The sequence below is a fragment of the Vibrio superstes genome, from assembly GCF_003569005.1.
Taxonomy (GTDB): domain Bacteria; phylum Pseudomonadota; class Gammaproteobacteria; order Enterobacterales; family Vibrionaceae; genus Vibrio; species Vibrio superstes.
In genome coordinates, this window is the sequence record NZ_BCUR01000004.1 from 2453095 (window position 1) to 2473220 (window position 20126).

Below are 20126 nucleotides of genomic sequence, written 5' to 3' on the forward strand. Positions count from 1 at the left end.
ACCCCTAAATAAAAACACAGCCACTTAAAGGTGGCTGTATAGAGTTTAATCGTTCTTTATCCAAAGACTACGTGAGACTTCTTGGCGTAGATTTTCTATGAGCTTCTTGTTGATATCTGAAAATTGACTATTCTCAAACTCACCCATAAAAAATAGAAATTCGGCTAGCGGCCTTGATTGCTCTTCAGACAGATTGCGCATAAGAGGATGTTCATTGTTAAGCGTGATGTAATGGTCGTCTTCATATCCAGGCTCCCATAGTGAGCCATCACTTGTTTTAGCCAAACGAACATCAATATCTTCGATCAGAGGTACGACTATTCTGTAATTACTCAAATGCTCTCCTCGACCAGAGCAAAGGATACGAAACTCTAATAAAGCATTGAAAATAATAGCAAGCGCATCACTAAAACCAGAGCGGTAAATGTTATAGCGGTCCGCAATAATATTACCGAACATATCCGTGTTATCCGCTCCAACACCATCACAACTAGGAATCAACACGTATTTTTCCTTTACAGACTCAGGCAAAAAAATACGAGCGTATTTTTTACCTTGGTGCTGCAGTGCGTCCGCAACTTTTTCAATAGAAAAGGTGAATGAATCAAGCCCTAAAATATCAGCAACCTCGTAAGCCATGCGAGTAATTTCGGAGCGTTCTGGTAACTGCTCATGGAGCCAATCTAGCAGAGCGACATGCTTTTTCTTTAAGTCGCCCTTGGGAAGCTCGGTCACTGAAACCTCAAAGGTGCTTTCAAATAACTCTCGATTGCTAAATGCAACAGCACTTGCCGCTAGTTGATAGACGTAATCAGCAACGATGTGATCTGATTCATTAAAAATTTTATTAAACAAATCAACTGGTAATGGGATTCTGTTCTGCCAAAAAGTCAGGCCATCCACTCGGTACTTTGGATTTTTATCATTCAAGTATCGTTTAAAGTCGGATAAATCATATTGGTAACTCATTAGTCTTCCTCCACATCAGGCAACTCGATACTCAAATGACGAAGTGTTTGGCTTACTTTTTGACGAAATCCATTCAACGTATGCTTGTTTGTATCCGAGAACTCACCGTGCTCAGCATTTGATAAACTCCACAGCAGCATATCCAGAGCTTTCATGGCCTCGGCATTATCCTTGCAGACGTTATACATTTTGTGGAAGTAAGGATGCGACTTACCAAGGGTGACGCATGTATTTCCCTCTTCATCACACGAAGGCTCCCATAAACAATCACCAAGTAATGACTCTTCCTCATGTACGCGCACAGCTTTGTCATCATATACACGGATGCCTTCAATTACAGTCGGTTTCATCTGATTTTGATTGCGTATTGTTACTGTGTCACCATCAACTTTAATTTCAGAGTTCTTAGTGTGCTTTTTATGTTTATCAATCGCTTTATCTGCAGGTCCGTGCGCACGCTCAGTGTTAGCAGAAGTTAAACGCTCTTGCCCCTTCAGCAGTTCTTGACGCCAAGGTGCAATGAGACGCTTGAGTTCTTCTCTCACTTCGACAGGAATAATGACTCGACTCTTGCGAAAATCGATACTGAATACATCATCTAATTCGTGGCTGAAATTTAGCTCAACTCGAAGTCGAGTGATCTTACTTTCTTTTTTATACATACGATGTGGCCAGCCATCGTGCCAGATAAGGCGACCTTCACGGTAGATGTAAAGCCCTTGATTATCTAGGCTATAACGGACGTATTCTCGCTCATCGGCGTCAAGTTCGTTTTGAGAGGGGATAACACCACCTTTAACAGTAAACGAAAGTTGTTTATTGCTAACTTCAATAGGTACGGGTCTCTCTTTCAATATACGAGAGCGTGCACCGTCAGTGTTGCGATTCAAATCAGCACAGAGAGGATCCCACCCTTTTAAATTGACGGCAGGGTTGTCTCCAACTTTCATTGAGATTGTTACTTCACCAGACTCTAAGAACTTAAAGAATACAGCGCTTAACTCTAAAGAAAGCTCTTTACCAAGAGACTGAATTTGAGCCTGTACTTGTTTCTCACTGCCGGCTCTTACTAAACGGTCGATATTTTCCCAAATGATCATGGTACCGCTAGCTTCTGAGAAAGCATTCAGAGCATCAAAGTAATCGTAATACTCATCTTCATCTGGAGTTTCTAGCTCCCAACGGTCTGATTTAATGATGTTATCAATGTCCCATGCTCGACCAACATTGTTGTCATTTTGGTGAGATAACACGACAAGGCGACGACAGAACGCAGTAGAGGCAGTTTTAAGGCCCATGCCGAATTTACCCAGTGATTTAGGGTTATCACGGCGGGGCGAGCCATAACGCATAGCATTACGAAGCTGCTCTTCTGACATGCCATCACCATTATCACTAATGATGACTCTAAGTTCTCCAAACATGTATTGGAGCTCAACCTCTATGTGAGTTGCATTAGCGGCAATAGAGTTATCAATGATGTCGGCAAATGCAGCCTCTTTGCTATAACCGGTATCTCGTAAACTCTCGACGAGTCGGGCCGCTGAAGGACGAAAGTCATCTTCTTCTGGTAGTTCTATTGTTTTATTCATGAGCCTAGCGTTTCCAAATATTCAAGCATGATCTGCTTATCTGTTTCTTTATCATCAGTGACCGAAACGACACGGTCACTTAGCTGCTGCTTCAAACGTATACGTTCATCTATTTTTTCTTCGATAGTATCGGCATAGTACATATAGTAGACATTCACTACGGACTTCTGGCCATTACGCCAAGCCCTTGCCGTCGCTTGCTCTTCAAGGGCTGGATTCCACTGACGGCAGTAATGAATTACATTGGTAGCTGCTGTAATATTTAGCCCCATTCCTGCCGTTCTAGGGTGAAGCAATAATACATTGAAGCCTTTTGATTCGGAGAAAGTATCAATCAAGGCTTGGCGTTCATCGTTAGGTGTTCGCCCATCGATAACCCCAGACAATATGCCATGTCTTTCATTTATAGCGCCTTGTATTAAATCAATGGCTTTTTGGAAAGTGGCAAAAATAATCACCTTCTCATCAGCTTGTGCAATTTTATCCAACTGCATCATAAGTAACTCAAACTTTGCGCTAGTCTTGATAAGAGAGTGAACATCATGAGGGATGGCAGGTTCAACTAATGCAGGGTGAGCCGTAAACTGCTGAAGCTTATTTATTAGAGGGAGGATTCCACCGCCACCATTCTGGCTATCATTCTGCATTTCATCGATTAGTGCTTCGTACTTTGTTTTTTCAGCTTCACCTAAAGAGACTGCAGTGTGTATATCAAGCTTTTCCGGTAATTGCTCTAATACATCTTTTTTCATTCTTCGCAACGTAATTTGACGTAAGCTGCTCTCAAGCTCTTCCAAGTTTTTATTCAATGTTTCAGACAAATCAGAATGTACGTAGCGGCTCTTAAAGCTATCTTGCCTCTCCAAAAAGCCTTCAAATACCAGATCCGTTAAGGCCCATGCATCCATCAAACTATTTTCTACAGGCGTTCCAGACATGGCAACAGTGACACCGACATCTAAACGGCGAGCGGAAAGGGAGCGAGTGGATTTAGGGTTTTTTAACATACTCGCCTCATCGAACAGAGCAAGGTCAAAGTAGACGTCTTCAAGCATCGTAATGTCTGAAGACATTGTAGTGTAAGGGGTTATAACAACATTGTGCTTGTCGAAAGCAGAGGCAACACCACGACGATTCTTTCCGTAATGCAGATAAGGCATAATGCTTGGTGCAAAAAAGTTAAATTCCCGTACCCAGTTATCAAGCAAAGGGTTGGGAACTACGATCAATACTTTGCTGTTTGGGTTCTTTTCCAAAACATCACAACATAGTGCGATCACTTGAGCCGTTTTACCTAGGCCCATATCATCAGCAAGTATTGTCCCAACGCCATTTTCTGCGCAAAAACTCAACCAGTTAACCCCTTCTTCTTGATAGGGATACAGTGATTGCACAAAGAGCTTGTCATGATGGGCTTGCTTTTGTTGATTGCCTCTAAGCACTTCAATTAAGTCAGAAGGAAACTCATCAAGAAACCCTTCTAAATGTAGAGTGCGTAGAAGCTTCATTAACTTAGGAAGGGGAAGATCTTCAAAAGCGCTAACCAATAAGCCGCAGACATGGGAGCTAACGAAATGTATCCTCTTACCATCAGATATAAAGTAGCCATACTTTGCTAAAGAATTCGTTTGCTCCGAATCTAATTTTTGACCTCGAAAGAACACCGAAAAATAAGGTGTTGGCTCTGCCTCGAATTCAAAATAGATTCGAGCAGGGCGCTTGGAAATAATTAGCTCAACCTCGCTATTGTCCGAATAAGCAGAAATTCGCCCGAGACTAAATAGTTGCTCAGCCTCTAGCAAAACCTCGTCTTTTTGAACCAGTCCATTTTTAATTGTGTAAGCCACTCTCACTTCCTGTTCACCGGGTTAAAAACCGGATAATTGCTTGCAATTATGCATGTTCAAATATACAGTGCACACTATCACCGGGGCAAAAACCGGATATAAATATGGAAAATGGTGCATAAATTGAATACCTCCCACTATATCAAAGAGTTAAGAGATAAACTTGGCTTAGGACAGCGTGAGCTAGCAAATTTGATAGGTCTAGGAAAAGACGGTGAACGAACAATTCGTGGTTGGGAAGCTGGAGAGCATAAACCTTCCCCTCTAAAGTGGGCAAAGATTGTCGATTTAGAAAATGAAATGAAGGAGTTCTACGACAATGCTCCCCTAAAACAGGGTGAAATAGGAAATTCTAGCTTTCGTTTTATTGATCTCTTTGCTGGCATTGGTGGCATCCGTTATCCATTTCAGCAACTAGGTGGCAACTGTGTGTTCACTTCTGAGTGGGATAAATTTGCTCAAAGAACTTACTTAGCAAACTATGGCGACATGCCTAACGGTGATATTACTAAAATTTCTGCAGATATGATTCCTGATCACGAGATCCTTTTAGGTGGCTTTCCTTGCCAAGCCTTTTCACAAGCAGGGCTAAAACAGGGCTTTAGTGACACCCGTGGGACGATGTTCTTTGAAGTTCAGCGAATTTTAGCAGCTAAAAAACCTAAATCCTTTCTCCTTGAAAATGTAAAACAGCTTAGAGGGCATGACAAAGGCCGTACTCTAAAAACCATCATGGATATCTTACAAGGAAAGCATGAGCAACAGATTCCTGAAGATGTACCTATGAGCGAAGAGGCACGCCATGCTTTGCAAGACAAGTTGAATTACTGGGTTGATGTTCGCGTTTTACGAGCAGGTGACTTTGGTGCACCTCAAAATAGAGAGAGGGTCTTCATTATTGGTTTTGATAAGGACCAGTTCCCAGGCGTAAACTTCGATAACATATTCAATTGGCCTGAACCGCCTAAGACACCAACACGTGTCGGGGACATCCTACAAACACGTGAAGAATTAGCGGCTGATCATAAAGAGTATAATAAAGACCGTTTTACTATCTCAGACAAGTTGTGGGAAGGACATCAAAAACGTAAAGCTGGGCATAAGACTAAAGGCAATGGATTTGGTTATTCACTTTTCAATGAAGATAGTGAGTACACAAATACAATCAGTGCTCGATACTATAAAGATGGTTCAGAGATATTAATTGACCAAGCCCAGCTCAATAAAAACCCACGTAAGCTAACACCACGCGAGTGCGCTAGGTTACAAGGTTTTCCAGAAACCTTTAAGGTTGATGCTGTTTCACAAAACCAAGTGTATCAACAGTTTGGTAACTCAGTTTGTATGAATGTAATACATGCTGTAGCTGAGCAAATGGTCAATACACTAGCGACAGCTGATCAATTGGTAAGTGAGCAACGCCAAGCTAGCTAAAGGATTTAAAGGTAAGCCCCAATATGATGGGGCTTACGGTTTACTAGAAGTTTAAGGTACTTCTTCTCTGAAGATCTTGCTCTAATAACGCTTTAATATCATCACCTAACTCTGACAATGGTCTAAAGAATTGCGTCCCATTGATATTCAAAGGTGCAACTCGTTCCGCATGATTATAAAACTCCTGAACCTCAGCATAAGTAGATGTATCTCCATCATATTGCTGTTCTGTCACTGCGACGTCAGGTAGATAAATAGCTAGAAACCCTGCTTTTTTTAAGTTTCTAACCTTGTGCTGAGATGTAAACTCTCCAGGCTCTTCAAAAAAGCCCACACCGACCAAGTCATTAGAGAAACCAGACGCTAGAAGCCGTTCTCTAGAAAAACCTGACTTTACAGAAAACCACAGATTATTAGGCAAAGACATTAATACGAAGTCCCCATAAGACTTGGTATCATCCTGAGTGGTTTGGAAAATATCTGGGCTTGTTGAGACGGTCTCTATTGCTCGTTTGAGTAGTTCTTCAGATAGTGAGCCGAGCACAGACACCCCACCTTGAGTCTCATTATTCCCCTTTTCTTCTTTTTGCTGTCTAGTCCAACGCGCCTCATGTCTCGCTCTGAGGTCCCTTTTAAAATCAGATATATTAGAAAAATCTACAGTTTGCTTGCGGAGAACGGAAAGCGCCTCAACTTGATGGGCTGCTCCTGGGTGGATGTTCTTTAAGAAAAAAGCGAGTTGAGGAGCCTTGCTCAGAATTTTATCTTTTATGCGCTTGCGCGAAACGTTGGGTTCAGCGTGGCAGTTGCATTCATCACAGTCAAAAAAATAGTCTTGGGATACTTTTTCAACAATTTCTGTATACAAATCCGAAAGCTCTGCGCTATCCCTCATTCGTTCGACTAATTCATCGAACTCTGCATTTGTAGGAAAAGGCCTTAGCCTAGTTATGTCGTTATACTGATCTAGGTTCATGTTCACTCGTTCTGTTGTAAAACAAAACACTCTCTCATAAGAAACTAGATTAATTAAGAATAAACTAGCGATAGAGCTCAATAATGAGCTCCGTTTCCCAACATCACGAAAGCACAATAGCCAGCCCCTTTTGCACCGCCAAGCGCAAACGTATTTCCAGCTCTGCTTTTTCCTCGAAAGCTGTTTCTACAGCTTTTTGCAAGGCTGCAATCCGATCTTCTGCTTCTTTAAGGTCAGCCGTGAGGCTATCAATATGTCTTGAATGTTCCTGGTTCACTGACTCATAAACACTAACTTGCTCTGACACAATGCGATCTATATTCTCTTGAATGGCCTTCGCAACCGCATCAGAGATAGGTATCATTTTGACGCGCTCAACCGCCTTGAACTCTCGTTGCTCCCTCCATTCCTTAAAGTATTTGTGGCAAGTTGATGTACTGTTTACCTCCTCAACTCCAGCCTGAATATCCCTTACCGTAGGATAGGTTTGTTTCTCCTCTAAAAATTGCTCACAGAAACCTTTGACTGCATTACGTTTCACTTCAGATTCATTCATGACTGCCTCTCATTAGGTCATTGCTCAAACCTGTGGTAATCACTTGTTCTGCATATCAATTGTCATGTTGAAGCAATAATAAAACCTAAGTTCTAGAGCGATAGATAGATGACATGTACCTGATATAGGTTTCTGTGAATGCTGTCCCATAACAGTTTGCGATTTTTGCTGGTTTAAAGTTTTATCTTCCCTTCTTTCACTTCTCCCCCTCTTTTTTTGCTTCAATCGGCTCAATGTTCAAGCAAATAGGTTGTTGCACTATGAACCAAGACACTAAAGCTTTTATCAAGATGGAAACACTTTGTAAGCAAATTGACACTTCTAAGAAAACCATTGAGAACTGGATTCGTGAAGGTCTTTTTGTACCTGCAGTCGCTTTCTGTGGGCGTTCTAAACGTTTCAACGTCCAAGAACTAGAAATCTACTACGCGGGAGTCATAGCTCAACAAGATCGCAAGGAGCTTGTGAAAGAGATAGTTGATGCACGCTCTACAGGTTCAAAGGTGTAACAGCATGACAAAACCTTTAAATAGCTTGTGCGATCTTCAAATCAAAAATGCGAAACCAGAAGGAAACGATACGCTCCTCTGTGATGGAGGGGGACTTTACGTTCGAATCAGAGGGAAAAAATCTAAGTCTTTTATATATATCTACACCGACTCTGTCACTAAAAATCGCTCTAAAAAAACTCTGGGGAAATATCCGGACTTGAGCTTGCGCGACGCTAGGGCTTTGCGTGAAACACTAACTAATACTAATAATGTCATTTCGACTATCCCGTGCCATATAAGTAATGCTATTGCTAATAAGAGCCTAAAGTTTGAAGACGTAGCTCGAGATTACATTGAGAAAAAAGATATTCTACAAAACTCAAAATCGGATGAACTGAACAGGCTGGAAAAATACGTCTTCCCATCCCTAGGGGGCGTTAATATCGATGAGTTCACATCGGCACTTGCTTCTCATGTGTTAGAGCAAGTGATAGCTCTAGGCTATAAAGAAACGGCTAGTCGCATTGCAAGCTCTATCGTCAGCATTTTTAATGACGCGACTTGCCGCGGTTTAATCGAAATGAATACGTTGACGCCGCTCAAGAGTGCCTACCCATCACCCAAAAGCCAATCTTTGCTTGCGATTGAATGGCGAGAACTTCGTACCTTCTTTCAAACTCTAGGAAGTGCAGATGTTCTTCCAATAACTCGTTGTTTGATTGAGTTTCAATTTCACACTATCACTCGGCCAATAGAGGCAGCTTCTGCTCGTTGGGCCGATATCGATCTAGGACTGCGTATTTGGACCATCCCCTCTAAATCACAAAATGAGCTAGAACATAAGATAATGCTCAGCCAAGAAAGCGTAAATATTCTACAGACCATAAAGGGCTTAATCGGGGATAAACATGAGTTTGTTTTTCCAAATCAGGGCCGTAATCGCAATGGCCATATGAGTTCACAAACAGTAAATGCCGTTTTCAAGCGCATTGGGTATCAAGGCAGGTTTCACGGTCATGGTACGCGATCACTGGCTAGCACCACACTGAACGAATTTGGTGTCAATTATGATCACATAGAAAAAAGCTTGGGGCACATTGAACAGAATGACGCTCGAAAAGCATATAACCGTGCACAGTACATTCATCAGAGAAGAAAGCTAATGGGTTTTTGGAGTCAATTTTTGGTGCATCAGGCCGGAGCTACCTTGCCATGCTGGGAACGCTATTAGTCTCGACAATTTTAAACCTCGACTCCCCATTTAGCAGGGTGATTTCAGCATACCAACTAGCAAAGACGTTAAATCGTTCAAACACGCGGCAATCGCGGCCCTAGTCGAGAGACATATCAGGAAAAGCCATAGTGGGATGCTCGTCCCCATTTGGAGCGCAGCGGCACAAGTGCGTAGCACTCAGACCACTCGAAAGAGTGTGCACTGAGTGCTACAACGACGAGTACCTATGCTCTCACTCGCTTGGCACCGGACAGAAGCAACTTCACAGTTTGGCGTTCTGTCTCTATCGCAATCCAAGTCGCTGTCATCAAGCCAATCCATACATAGCAACTAGATAGAGGAGTTAACATCCCGCGCTGATGCCAACAGCCTATCTAGAACCAGACAGAGGATGCAATAAGCCCATTGCTCTCAAACGCTGAGAGAACTGTTTGTAAAGTGACTGAGGATGCAACAATCCCGCGCTTCTCATGGAGAAGAGCAGTCACAAATTGGCGTAATCATTAATCGGCAAGAGGTGAAATCCCTCTGTGCATTCAACGCTATGTCAAATTACAAAGGTTCAATATGAAAATAAAATACAGTGGTCATTTGCCGCCTACAAACCGTAATTTTTCCTCTCCTAACTTCGGGCTAGGTGCGCGACAAATAGATAAGGCTCTCATTAATGCAAGTTTGGAAAATCTTGGAGGGGTCAAGAACAACACTCACAAAGCCCGATCAGCGGCTTGTCGTGATTTTGCACTCTTCCTTAAGCAAGAAACAGATGCGAAGAGACTGAATGCCATATCTAAACAAGAAGTGACGGGCTATGCCGAATATCTCAGAGAACGCTACGAATGTAATGGTCAATTTAGTGCGAGGGCAGCACGCGATTACCTCAGCCATATCAACGTTTGCCTACGTCAAGCAAGGGGTGACAGTAAACTCACTGTACTCGCAACTAAAGAAATGGACTTTCCACCCAAGAATGAGATTGAAACCATAGACCGCTCGGTCTCTGAGGATCTACATAACCAGATAGTGACTCAAGCGAGCGAACCTGTCGCTGTCATCAGCCAACTCCAGAGAGCATTTGGATTGCGATTTAGGGAAGCTAGTCTAACGGACTGTGAGAAAGCACTAAAAGAGTATCATTCTACTGGCTTTATCACTGTGTCTAGAGGGACCAAGGGGGGACAAAATCGTACTATCGAAATTGAAAACTTCAATCAAGTATCTGCACTTGAACGCGGTGCAAACCTGCAAGCACACACTGGACATGTCAATGCCACTCCCGTTGATTCTTCTTTAAAAGCATTCCAGAGTAAGGCATGGCGTGAAGTCAAAAGCATCAACTCAAACTATCATTCACATGGAGAGCGCAAGTTTTTTGCATGCCAATATTATACCGAAAAGATGGGTGTAGCACCGCCTGTCATCGCTGAAGTTTCCCATGGTAAAGCACACTTTGTATTTGCCGCAGAACGTCTTGGCATTACTGTTTCAGAAGCCAAAACAGAAGATGAGAAAGTTCGCTTACAGTTATCCCAACTGTTGGGGCATCATCGACCAGGAATCACCAACGCCTACATAGGGTAATGCCAATAATAAAACGAGAAACGTATCAAGACACGCTTCTCGTTATTAGGCTCATTAAGCAGAAATGCACAACGTTAGCACGTTGTCTTGCCGTGGGATGGTCGCTCAATATCCAGCAGCTTCAACAAGCAAAACTGACGATTTTTAGCATCTGTGCAAACGGCAAATAACAGCCAGTGCTCAATGAAACCATTGTTAGAAAAGGACAAACGATAATTTTTAATGTCCAATGCCTTCAATACTTTTGAGGTACCAAATGCACAATGGGTCATCAATGTAGTGGCATCATTGCCGTGTTTTTTACTGCTAGTGCGGACAGGCACTAGAGCAATAGGCGTATCACCCATTTGCGTAAGGTCGATATCGACCAATGGAGTGACGAGGAGATTGTTGAATGTAGCCATCATTGGCTCCTTAGTTGCAATTAGGTACTCACGTCGAGTACAAAACCACACTATCAAATCAAAATGCGCCGGAAAGTCGCTATGGAAGGATGTTTTTTAAGAAAGCCTTTTTCCCTTTTATTTACTGACCGCTAAATCAGCATCCTTCTTGTTTCGCTTTGAGAGCCCATCACTCAGAAGTGGTACCCCTCCCCCTTTTGATTTTAAAAGGGCTGAATAGTTGTCACCTAAAAAGAGCCATTCATCCTAATCATTTATCATTGCATTCCCTACATCTCCTAAACAGTGCAGGAGAGAACACATGAACCCAAATACTTTCAAGCAGATCCACACCACCATGGCGCCCTACCTAAAACGAGGGATCCCATTCCGACGCAAACAGGTCAAACGATTGGTGGCTATATTTGAGGACATTTTTACGCATGAACCATATTTGAATGAGCATTTGGATAGAGTTGGGAAACGACAAATCATTGGTTATTGGCGTCGTACAGAGCATGAGGGAGAAAATGTGAGAAAAGAGAAGCACGCAATCTTACTCAGATTCTTCACTGCGGCACGTCTAAAAGGCAAAGTCCCAAAACCGAAGTAGGACTCTATTTGCTAAATGAACCACCAGCACAAGCGAATGCGTTTTCCTATTTCTTTAAACTAGCAAACTCATTTAAACGCCTTAATGTATAGTCACTCGAGACTCATTGAGGCGTTTTGCTGGGGTTGATATATGCTCTACAACGTTTGCATCGGCGTGAAACTGCAACACATCATTGAACATAAATGAGTTGCATCTTTATGTTGATTAGACAGTAACGGATAAATTCTAGTTAGAGAAGTAACCCTCTATTCGGGTGTTAGCAGCGCAAAAGCGATGCCACTGCTACCGCATAGCACCTTAGACATTAGACATTTGACTCGACACATTGTGACACAACCTAGACAGATATCGCCATATAAAAATTCCTTATATAATAATAACTTATATTTCGTTCTAAGCTATCGATTGTGATATTCTCCCACTTTTACTCATAACCAGGAGTTATACATTGAGTGTTGATACACAGTCTGTAGAAAATATCACACCGGAGGTGGTGGTGAATTCACCAAGTTTGGTGTCTTTGCTAATTGTTTTAGCTATTTTGACGGCACTTTTTACTTTTTTGGCCTTCAAACGTAAATGGGAAGATGTGGAATTAAAAAAAATTGACATATGGTGGTTATCTTTCGCTGCTCTTGCTCTCATTTCACAGGCATCTGGTCTCCGAGTTCTTAACAGTGAACTTGATTTGAAATTGGCAGAATCGAATAAGAAACATGCTGTTATGTCATATAAACGCACTGTTAGATCAACTGAAAACTTGTCATGTCATAGTATCGATGAAAAGGATAAACCACTTTGCACACGTATAGCCTCGCTTGCGCCACTTGCAGACCAGTCAAACTTCCCTGACGATATCAAATTAACAATACTTTTGAGGGACCTCGACACTAATCCTCCAACGATCAAAAACTCAAATCTAAAAGCCAAAGTAGAAAAGATTCGATCAGCATACAAACGACTCGGTGACCGTAATAAAGAGTTGAAAGAGTGGCAAGAAATAAGGAAACTTACCGCCACTGAGTTTATGTACGTAAATCTTACACCATGGCTATTCATTGTTGCCCTTTCTTTACGCCTAGCTAAAGCTTTCAAAGAAGTATCTCTTGCAAAGTCCAAGCGTAATAACAAAACAGAGGCAGACAATAGTGAAGGGGAAGATAGCTATATACAGAATCCAACTCAAACAACATACAGAGCACAAACTTTTCTTGGCAATCAACTGCCAAAAGGGTCGCTGAATATATCTATTACTATCAATGATTTGCCTACCAAATACACCTGAGAAAGGTCATATATCACAACTATTGATACATATGATTACAAATATGGGATCACACAGTTTGGGGCATAAAGTTTGCCAACACTCCATGTTTGCAAATAAAAAGTACGAACTTTTTGCCTAAGGCGCATGAAAAAGGATCTCTAAAGAGCCCCCTTCTGGATTAGCACCACCAAAGCGCAATGCCACACCACCAGCACTCTTTTTTAAACTGAATGTAGGAGTAGAGGAGACAAGCCACAGCAATTGTGACGCTAATCACAATTTAAAAGATCTATTACTTATTTTCATGACGGGAAGAATTTTTGTTCCCCAACATTGTTCCCCAGAAAGACAGATAGCGCAATTAAACCCTTTAAAATTAAGCACTTAAAAAGACAGCGTGAAGACCGCCAGCCCACCAATCGATTGGAAAGGGACACCTTAGGGTGTCCCTTTTTGTATCTAGATACGAGCTAAGCACTACGGTGAACTCTTCAATGTAACATTTGACTCAGAGGGATATGAGCAAAAGTGAGTTGCTGAGCAGTAGTAAAGGTTTAGCACCCATCAAGATCGACATTCTAGATAACAGCAATACTTTTAGCTATAAACACTCATTTCCCTTTCTCAACCGTTGTTCCGTATTTTTATTACCGTCATCTAAACCAAAATAAGCATCGCTACGTAGACAGTCTTGGCTATAACCCAAATCATCGAGGAAAATATGAAAAGCATAGCGATACTTTCTCTGCTGTTCTCCGGTTCAGTGCTAGCAAACTCTGATATTTGTATGGAAATTGGTAAGGCTCAAGCCGTTAACGATCACGATCGCGTGATAGAACTGGCAGCAGGATTAAACTCAACCGACATTGAGCAATGCAAAATGGTCGCAGATGATGCCCGTGCTGACACCAATCTTGAGGTCAATTCGTTGATGGACGACTAACCTTGTTTTAGAGCTACTTCTCAATGGAAAGAGCACGCAATCGGAGTGCTCTTTCCACTCCCTAAAAAACATTATATTTCATAAAGTTAATAGAAGCATTTCCACGATGTTTCCCGTCAAAAAATCATCATCGACTCCAAGCGTTACCCCTGCCCCATTACAGGAAACGCACCATCTCAACACAAAAAATGCCTTCACCTAATGACCGCAGCTTCATAGTCGTCATCGTCAACTCAATTTTTTGAACTAGATCTAATGATTGTATTTCAAAATGTGATCAAACATCCACATCACGCCTTATGTTCTTTTCTTCATATTCGCCCTATTTATTATGTATGACAATAATACATACAAGGAATTACAAAATGAAACAAGTTCTGGTTCTTGCTGGTTCACTTTTACTCGCTCTACCTGCGGCTGCCGACGTAGCTAACAACGGAGTTTCTTACCCTGTTCCTGCAGATAAATTTGATATGCGTAACTGGAAGATCACCATCCCTTCAGACATCAATGAAGATGGTAAAGTGGATGAAATTGAAGGTGTGGCTATGATGAGCTACTCCCATTCTGATTTCTTCTTCTTAGATAAAGACGGTAACCTTGTTTTTGAAGTACAAAACAAAGCGATCACAACTAAGAACTCAAAGAATGCACGTTCTGAGCTACGCCAAATGCCGCGCGGAGCTAACTTTGATAACATTCTTACCGACGGTAAACTGAATCAATGGGCACTTTCTAGCCATCCTGAAGCAGATCAATACAGCGCTGTTGGTGGAACATTAGAGGCAGCTCTAAAGGTTAACCATGTTTCTTTGCATGCTAAATTCCCTGAGAAATACCCAGCACACTCTGTTGTTGTTGGTCAGATCCACGCCAAGAAGCACAATGCTTTGATTGAAGCCAAAACAGGCTACGGGCATGGCAACGAACCTATTAAGATTTTCTACAAAAAATTCCCAGATCAAGAGTACGGTTCAGTATTCTGGAACTACGAACGTAACCTAGCTAAAAAAGATCCAAACCGCCAAGACATCGCCTACCCAGTTTGGGGTAACACTTGGGAAAACCCAGCAGAACCAGGAAAAGCGGGCATCGCTTTGGGTGAAGAGTTTAGCTACCGCATAGAAGTTAAGGGCACCATGATGCACCTAACCTTCGAAACGGCGAGACATGACAAAGTGACTTATGACATTGACCTAAGCAAAGGTATCGACGACAAAGATCACCCAACGGGTTACGCAGAAGATGATTTCTACTTCAAAGCTGGCGCATACGGACAATGTAGTGTTCAAGAGTCGCACCCTGTATGGGGCCCTGGCTGTGAAGGTACAGGTGACTTCGCTACTGATAAGAAGAATGGCGATTACAACAGCGTTACCTTCTCTATGCTAAAGCTTAACGGTAAATAAATACCACTTTTAACTCCTAGTCCAACTAGTCTCCACGTTTGGCCTTTCACTTAGTATTTGTGAAAGGCCTTTTTTGTTTCTAGTCACCCTCCTAACACTAACAAAACTCTTCAGCGCTCCACAGTAATCATCAAGGCTACATCTTCCCAGTCCCATATCAGAGATCAACCAAATCAACGAGGCAACCAACATCGAGCCTAGTAACAAGCACAATAAAAATCACACTTTAAAATATTTTTTTAAAACGATATTTCATTTTACTTGATAGATCGATTTGTTTTGTTTAATGTAATTCCATAAACAACACAAGGTTGTACCCAACACGTGATTACAATTAGGACTTAAAAATGATTCTCAACTCATTCGATCTAAAAAACAAAGTAGCAATAGTGACTGGCTGTGATACTGGTCTTGGACAAGGTATGGCACTTGGTCTTGCAAGCGCTGGTTGTGACATCGTAGGCGTCAACATTGTTGAACCAACAGAAACCATCGAAAAGATGAAAGAAACAGGGCGCAAGTTCATCGATATTCGTGCAAATCTAATGAAGCTTGACGACATCCCTTCAATCGTTGATCAAGCCGTTACAGAGCTGGGTCGTATCGATATCCTAGTAAACAACGCAGGAATTATTCGTCGTAACGATGCGATTGATTTCACAGAGCAAGACTGGGATGACGTAATGGATATCAACGTTAAGTCACTCTTCTTTATGTCTCAAGCTGTAGCTAAACAATTTATCTCTCAGGGTGAAGGCGGCAAGATCATCAATATCGCCTCTATGCTGTCTTTCCAGGGCGGTATCCGCGTGCCTTCTTACACAGCTTCCAAGAGTGGTGTAATGGGCGTGACTCGTCTAATGGCAAACGAGTGGGCAAGTCACAATATCAATGTCAATGCTATTGCACCGGGCTATATGGCGACTAATAACACAGCAGCTCTGCGTGCTGACGAATCTCGTAACGCCGAAATCGTAGGTCGAATCCCTGCTGCTCGCTGGGGTACACCAGAGGATCTAGCTGGCCCATGTGTGTTCCTTGCTTCTAGTGCATCTGATTACATCAATGGTTACACCATTGCCGTGGATGGCGGTTGGTTGTCTCGCTAAAAGAAAAAGCGATCGCTTGTGAATAGAGCAGTGTGTTGTACATGGCTTTAAAGGCTATATAAACGGATTAACTACCTACTACAACACACTCATTTATAAGCCATTGAGGATGGAGCTTTCATTCAAGGTGGCTTTTTGCTTCGTCGCTAAGTTCTTAAGCAACCTCAATTACTCAAGGAAGAGCTGAATCGAATTAAGACAAAACGCTGTCATAGGTACCCATCTTTTAGCGTTAAAGGCCCTTATATGTACGAAAAATACATTCACGACAATGTGCTTCTCACCTCATCTCTGGCTCAACACCTGTACCACAGCTATGCGTCACAGATGCCCATCATCGATTACCATAACCACTTAGATGCAAAAGATATTTGGTTTGATACCAAGTATAAAAACCTAGCAGAGGCATGGCTACACAGTGATCATTATGTTTGGCGAGCGATGAGAAGTAACGGAATCTCAGAGCATTACATTACCGGTAATGCATCAGATATAGAGAAGTTTCAGAAATGGTGTGAAGCTATGCCTTTTCTACTCGGAAACCCTTTATATCAATGGTCTCACCTAGAGCTAAAGCGCTTTTTTAATTGCGAACTACTACTGAATCCAAGCAATAGTAATGCCATCTGGGCTCACTGTAATAATGAGTTAAAAAACAGCGAAATGGGTACACAAAGTGTATTGAGAAAGCTAAATGTTGACACCTTATGCACTACAGACTCCCCGTTATCAGATCTCAAGTATCATCAAAGGCTAAAATGCTCAGATTTTCATACCAAGGTTCTCCCCACCTTCAGAGCTGATCCATTAATTTCCTTTGCTGATGTGCAAGGTTTTTTAAACACCCTGGAACAGCTTAGCCAACTAACCAGCATCAAGATCTGCTCGCTTCGAGATTACATAGATGCGATAGGAAGCCGCGTTGATTTCTTCCATGAAGTAGGATGCCGCCTATCCGATATTGGCTTACCTAGGGTGAACTTTTACTCAGCAAGCATTGGGCAATGTGAGGGCGCATTTCTTAAGTTACTCACCGAGCAGGCATTATCAGACAAAGAGATAGCCCAGCTGACAACCTATGTCCTCAATCAACTCGGAAAGCTATACCACCAATATCAATGGACTCAGCAATTGCATATTGGTGTGCTTGCAAATGTGAATCAAAGACGCAAGCTAGAACTTGGCCCTGGGACAGGGTTCACAGCGATCCAAAATGAGCTCGATATTGAGGCATTAGCACAACAGCTTAACGCACTGGATCAAGAACACATGCTACCCAAAACGGTTCTCTATAACCTAAATGCCAATCACAACCAATTACTCAGTTGCTTGGCTGGAGCATTTCAGAGCGATGATGCCGCAGGCAAGATTCAGTTTGGTGCCGCCTGGTGGTTTAACGATCATAAAGACGGTATGGAAGCACAGTTAACCACCCTCAAAAACCTTGGTGCCCTAGGTCGATTCGTTGGCATGTTGACTGACTCTCGCAATCTATTTTCATTCAGTCGTCATGAATATTTTAGACGGGTGCTATGTAATCAACTAGCTCGCTGGGTGGAGGATGGTGAAATTCCCTACGACCTCAGTTTATTAAAGCAGACCATTGAAAACATCTGCTATCACAACGCAAATAACTATTTTAATTTCAAAGATATAGCCTAGCTATTAAGGGTATTTGTCATGCTGCAGTTTTCTGATACCGAGATAGAAACAATCAAACAACGCGCTAATGTTTCAATTATTGAAACACTTAAAAACAACAATAATGTGGTACTCAATCACAACACCTTGGTGCCAGAAACCGGTATCGCAACATGGAATCTCTACTATTTCTGTCCTGAGCACGGTGTTCGCCTCACTTGGGATCGCTACAAGCCTAAATCTCATTGTTGTCCTGTTGATGGAAAAGAATTCACAGGTCAGCCGTATGACGGGGCCTGGTGGCGCTGGCTCAATGGCCTAAATGCGAAAGCCTGTTACGACCTTGGCCTACTATGGCGGTTAACTGGCGATAACCTATACCTTGATAAAGTAACGGGGATTCTTTTAGAGTACGCAAAATACTATCCAGATTATGAAGAACATGGAGGTATCCCTTACAACGGCCCAGGCAAAGCTAACGCACAAACCCTTTGTGAGGCTAACTGCCACCTAGACTTTGCACGCGGATATGACTTCGTCAAAGACCAACTATCTGCAGAGCAGCAGCGCTATGTTGAAAATAGGTTACTGCGTGAGGGTGCCGAATTCTTGATGAAGCATCGCACGGCTCAGCTGCATAATCATGAGATGAAAATCAACGCGACGGTTGGCGTCATTGGCCTTATCTTAGATGAACAAAGCTACATCGACTTTGCTCTCAATACCGAGTATGGCATTCACTACCAATTGAATCATGGCTGTACCAATGAAGGCATGTGGTTTGAAGGTTCAATTCACTACCATTACTACGCACTACAGGCGCTACTCAATTTCGAGAAAATGGCCTGCAATACGCCTTACTCGGTCAGCAGTAATACTAACTTCTTAAAGATGCTGAAATTTCCATTGAGCCTAGTCCTGAATAATGGTGAGTTTCCTCGCCTCAATGACAGTATTGATGGACAACAAAAGCTAACTCACGCTCACTTATTTGAGTTTGCGCAAAGACAAAACCCATGTGAGTTATTTGCAAGAACTCTTGCAAGTATCTATCAAAACATCACCCGCGATAATATAGAAGCATTACTGTACGGTGTGGATGAACTGCCAACCGCAGAACCTTTGGTGTGTCAGACGATTCATGCTAAAGAAGCTGGGATTACTCTAGAGTTTGATGCCAAGAATGACAATGCATTGCTATACAAGCACGCCCCTTATGGCGGTGAGCATGATCATTATGATCGTCTTGGTATCATAGTGACTCGTCAAGGCAAAGAGATCCTGCCTGATCTTGGTACTACCGGCTACGGCGCTGAGCTTCATTACGGCTATTACAAGAATACAGCTACCCATAACACGCTTGTGGTAAACCAGAAAAACCAGTCACCCATCAACCCTGTGCTGAATCACTACCTACAAGGTGGTACGGCTACGGTAATCGATGCAGAGGTGGATTGGACACAAGAAGAAGCGAGCGTTGATAGTCATACTATTGTGCAGTGGGACTCTTCGAGCTATCAAGATGTGAAGTACCGTAGAGTATTGATTTGGCTGGATAACCTTTTGATCGAACTACACAAGATAGATAACCCGCATCAGCAGCAGCTGGATCTTACCTATCATGTGCGTGGCACTCATAAGCTCGCTCGGCCAATGTCAGCGATTGAGAATCCGTTGCAGGGTCCGCTAGCGCGCATGACAGAGACTCGTTTATCGGGGCACGCTCTGTCTCATACACTGACTTATGAAATAGAAGAACAAGCAGATTACAGTCAGCACATCTGGAGTAATCAGGCCTGCCAAATTCTCACTGGGTATGCACCTGACAACCCCGCAGTTAGTGATTTGGCTTACTCACTTGTTCGAAGCACTGCAGCGCAATTGAACGCGGTGGTTTTACACGATTTGTCTGATGAGCAGACCGTGTCTATTGAGATGGTCGAATGGAAAGATGAGCATATTAGCTGCATTTTAGTAAAAGACGGACAGCAGAGAACAGTGAGCTACGACTTAGCGTCATGTGCTTTTGACCTATCATAGTAAAAGTACTCCAGTAGGCCAAAAGGCTAGCAGATGAA

The 20126-nt window shown here is 42.5% G+C and carries 17 protein-coding genes; 11 read left to right on the top strand and 6 right to left on the bottom strand.

Annotation, left to right across the window (positions count from 1 at the left end; translation table 11 throughout):
* Window positions 1-45: 45 nt before the first annotated feature.
* Genes D5I41_RS19145 through D5I41_RS19155 form a run of 3 tightly spaced genes read right to left on the bottom strand, consistent with a single transcriptional unit; the run spans window position 46 to window position 4408 of the window.
* Window positions 46-969, bottom strand: a complete 924-nt coding sequence (locus tag D5I41_RS19145) for a helix-turn-helix domain-containing protein (protein WP_119011174.1) — start codon at window positions 967-969, stop codon at window positions 46-48.
* The gene (locus tag D5I41_RS19150) at window positions 969-2561 is read right to left on the bottom strand and encodes an ATP-binding protein (RefSeq protein ID WP_119011175.1); all 1593 of its coding nucleotides are present in this window, start codon (window positions 2559-2561) and stop codon (window positions 969-971) included. The genes D5I41_RS19145 and D5I41_RS19150 overlap by 1 nt, the downstream gene beginning before the upstream one ends.
* The gene (locus tag D5I41_RS19155; protein ID WP_119011176.1) at window positions 2558-4408 is read right to left on the bottom strand and encodes a DEAD/DEAH box helicase; all 1851 of its coding nucleotides are present in this window, start codon (window positions 4406-4408) and stop codon (window positions 2558-2560) included. Before D5I41_RS19155 ends, D5I41_RS19150 begins: the two co-directional genes overlap by 4 nt.
* Before the next feature lie 114 nt (window positions 4409-4522).
* Here D5I41_RS19155 and D5I41_RS19160 point away from each other — a divergent pair, with 114 nt between their 5' ends.
* Complete coding sequence (locus tag D5I41_RS19160; protein WP_235868952.1) at window positions 4523-5842, top strand: DNA cytosine methyltransferase; 1320 nt, start codon at window positions 4523-4525, stop codon at window positions 5840-5842.
* A 43-nt stretch (window positions 5843-5885) separates the two neighbouring features.
* Here the strand turns inward: D5I41_RS19160 and D5I41_RS19165 are convergent, their stop codons facing one another.
* Entirely contained in the window at window positions 5886-6818 is a 933-nt protein-coding gene (locus D5I41_RS19165) for a hypothetical protein (protein WP_235868953.1), read from the bottom strand.
* 103 nt (window positions 6819-6921) lie between these two features.
* Window positions 6922-7374, bottom strand: a complete 453-nt coding sequence (locus tag D5I41_RS19170) for a DNA-binding protein (RefSeq protein WP_119011178.1) — start codon at window positions 7372-7374, stop codon at window positions 6922-6924.
* Between the two features lie 260 nt (window positions 7375-7634).
* Here D5I41_RS19170 and D5I41_RS19175 point away from each other — a divergent pair, with 260 nt between their 5' ends.
* From D5I41_RS19175 to D5I41_RS19185, 3 genes are all read left to right on the top strand, one after another.
* On the top strand, window positions 7635-7883 hold the full coding sequence (locus tag D5I41_RS19175) for a helix-turn-helix transcriptional regulator (RefSeq protein ID WP_119011179.1): 249 nt from the start codon (window positions 7635-7637) through the stop codon (window positions 7881-7883).
* Window positions 7884-7887: 4 nt separating this feature from the next.
* The gene (locus tag D5I41_RS19180; RefSeq protein WP_162892866.1) at window positions 7888-9096 is read left to right on the top strand and encodes a tyrosine-type recombinase/integrase; all 1209 of its coding nucleotides are present in this window, start codon (window positions 7888-7890) and stop codon (window positions 9094-9096) included.
* A 570-nt stretch (window positions 9097-9666) separates the two neighbouring features.
* Complete coding sequence (locus D5I41_RS19185; protein WP_119011181.1) at window positions 9667-10680, top strand: integrase domain-containing protein; 1014 nt, start codon at window positions 9667-9669, stop codon at window positions 10678-10680.
* Between the two features lie 74 nt (window positions 10681-10754).
* On the opposite strand, the gene D5I41_RS19190 is transcribed toward D5I41_RS19185, so the two are convergent.
* Entirely contained in the window at window positions 10755-11084 is a 330-nt protein-coding gene (locus D5I41_RS19190; protein ID WP_119011182.1) for a hypothetical protein, read from the bottom strand.
* Window positions 11085-11385: 301 nt separating this feature from the next.
* Here D5I41_RS19190 and D5I41_RS19195 point away from each other — a divergent pair, with 301 nt between their 5' ends.
* From D5I41_RS19195 to D5I41_RS19225, 7 genes are all read left to right on the top strand, one after another.
* Window positions 11386-11676, top strand: coding sequence for a hypothetical protein (locus tag D5I41_RS19195; RefSeq protein ID WP_119011183.1), 291 nt, complete (start codon window positions 11386-11388; stop codon window positions 11674-11676).
* Between the two features lie 451 nt (window positions 11677-12127).
* Window positions 12128-12964 (top strand): hypothetical protein, encoded by an 837-nt coding sequence (locus D5I41_RS19200; RefSeq protein ID WP_119011184.1) that lies wholly within the window; start codon window positions 12128-12130, stop codon window positions 12962-12964.
* A 703-nt stretch (window positions 12965-13667) separates the two neighbouring features.
* The gene (locus D5I41_RS19205; RefSeq protein WP_119011185.1) at window positions 13668-13889 is read left to right on the top strand and encodes a hypothetical protein; all 222 of its coding nucleotides are present in this window, start codon (window positions 13668-13670) and stop codon (window positions 13887-13889) included.
* Between the two features lie 365 nt (window positions 13890-14254).
* On the top strand, window positions 14255-15298 hold the full coding sequence (locus D5I41_RS19210; protein ID WP_119011186.1) for a polysaccharide lyase family 7 protein: 1044 nt from the start codon (window positions 14255-14257) through the stop codon (window positions 15296-15298).
* A 347-nt stretch (window positions 15299-15645) separates the two neighbouring features.
* Window positions 15646-16407, top strand: coding sequence for a 2-dehydro-3-deoxy-D-gluconate 5-dehydrogenase KduD (gene kduD / locus D5I41_RS19215; protein WP_119011187.1), 762 nt, complete (start codon window positions 15646-15648; stop codon window positions 16405-16407).
* Between the two features lie 246 nt (window positions 16408-16653).
* Window positions 16654-18069, top strand: coding sequence for a glucuronate isomerase (gene uxaC, locus D5I41_RS19220; RefSeq protein WP_119011188.1), 1416 nt, complete (start codon window positions 16654-16656; stop codon window positions 18067-18069).
* Between the two features lie 18 nt (window positions 18070-18087).
* On the top strand, window positions 18088-20088 hold the full coding sequence (locus D5I41_RS19225) for a heparinase II/III domain-containing protein (protein ID WP_119011189.1): 2001 nt from the start codon (window positions 18088-18090) through the stop codon (window positions 20086-20088).
* Window positions 20089-20126 lie beyond the last annotated feature (38 nt).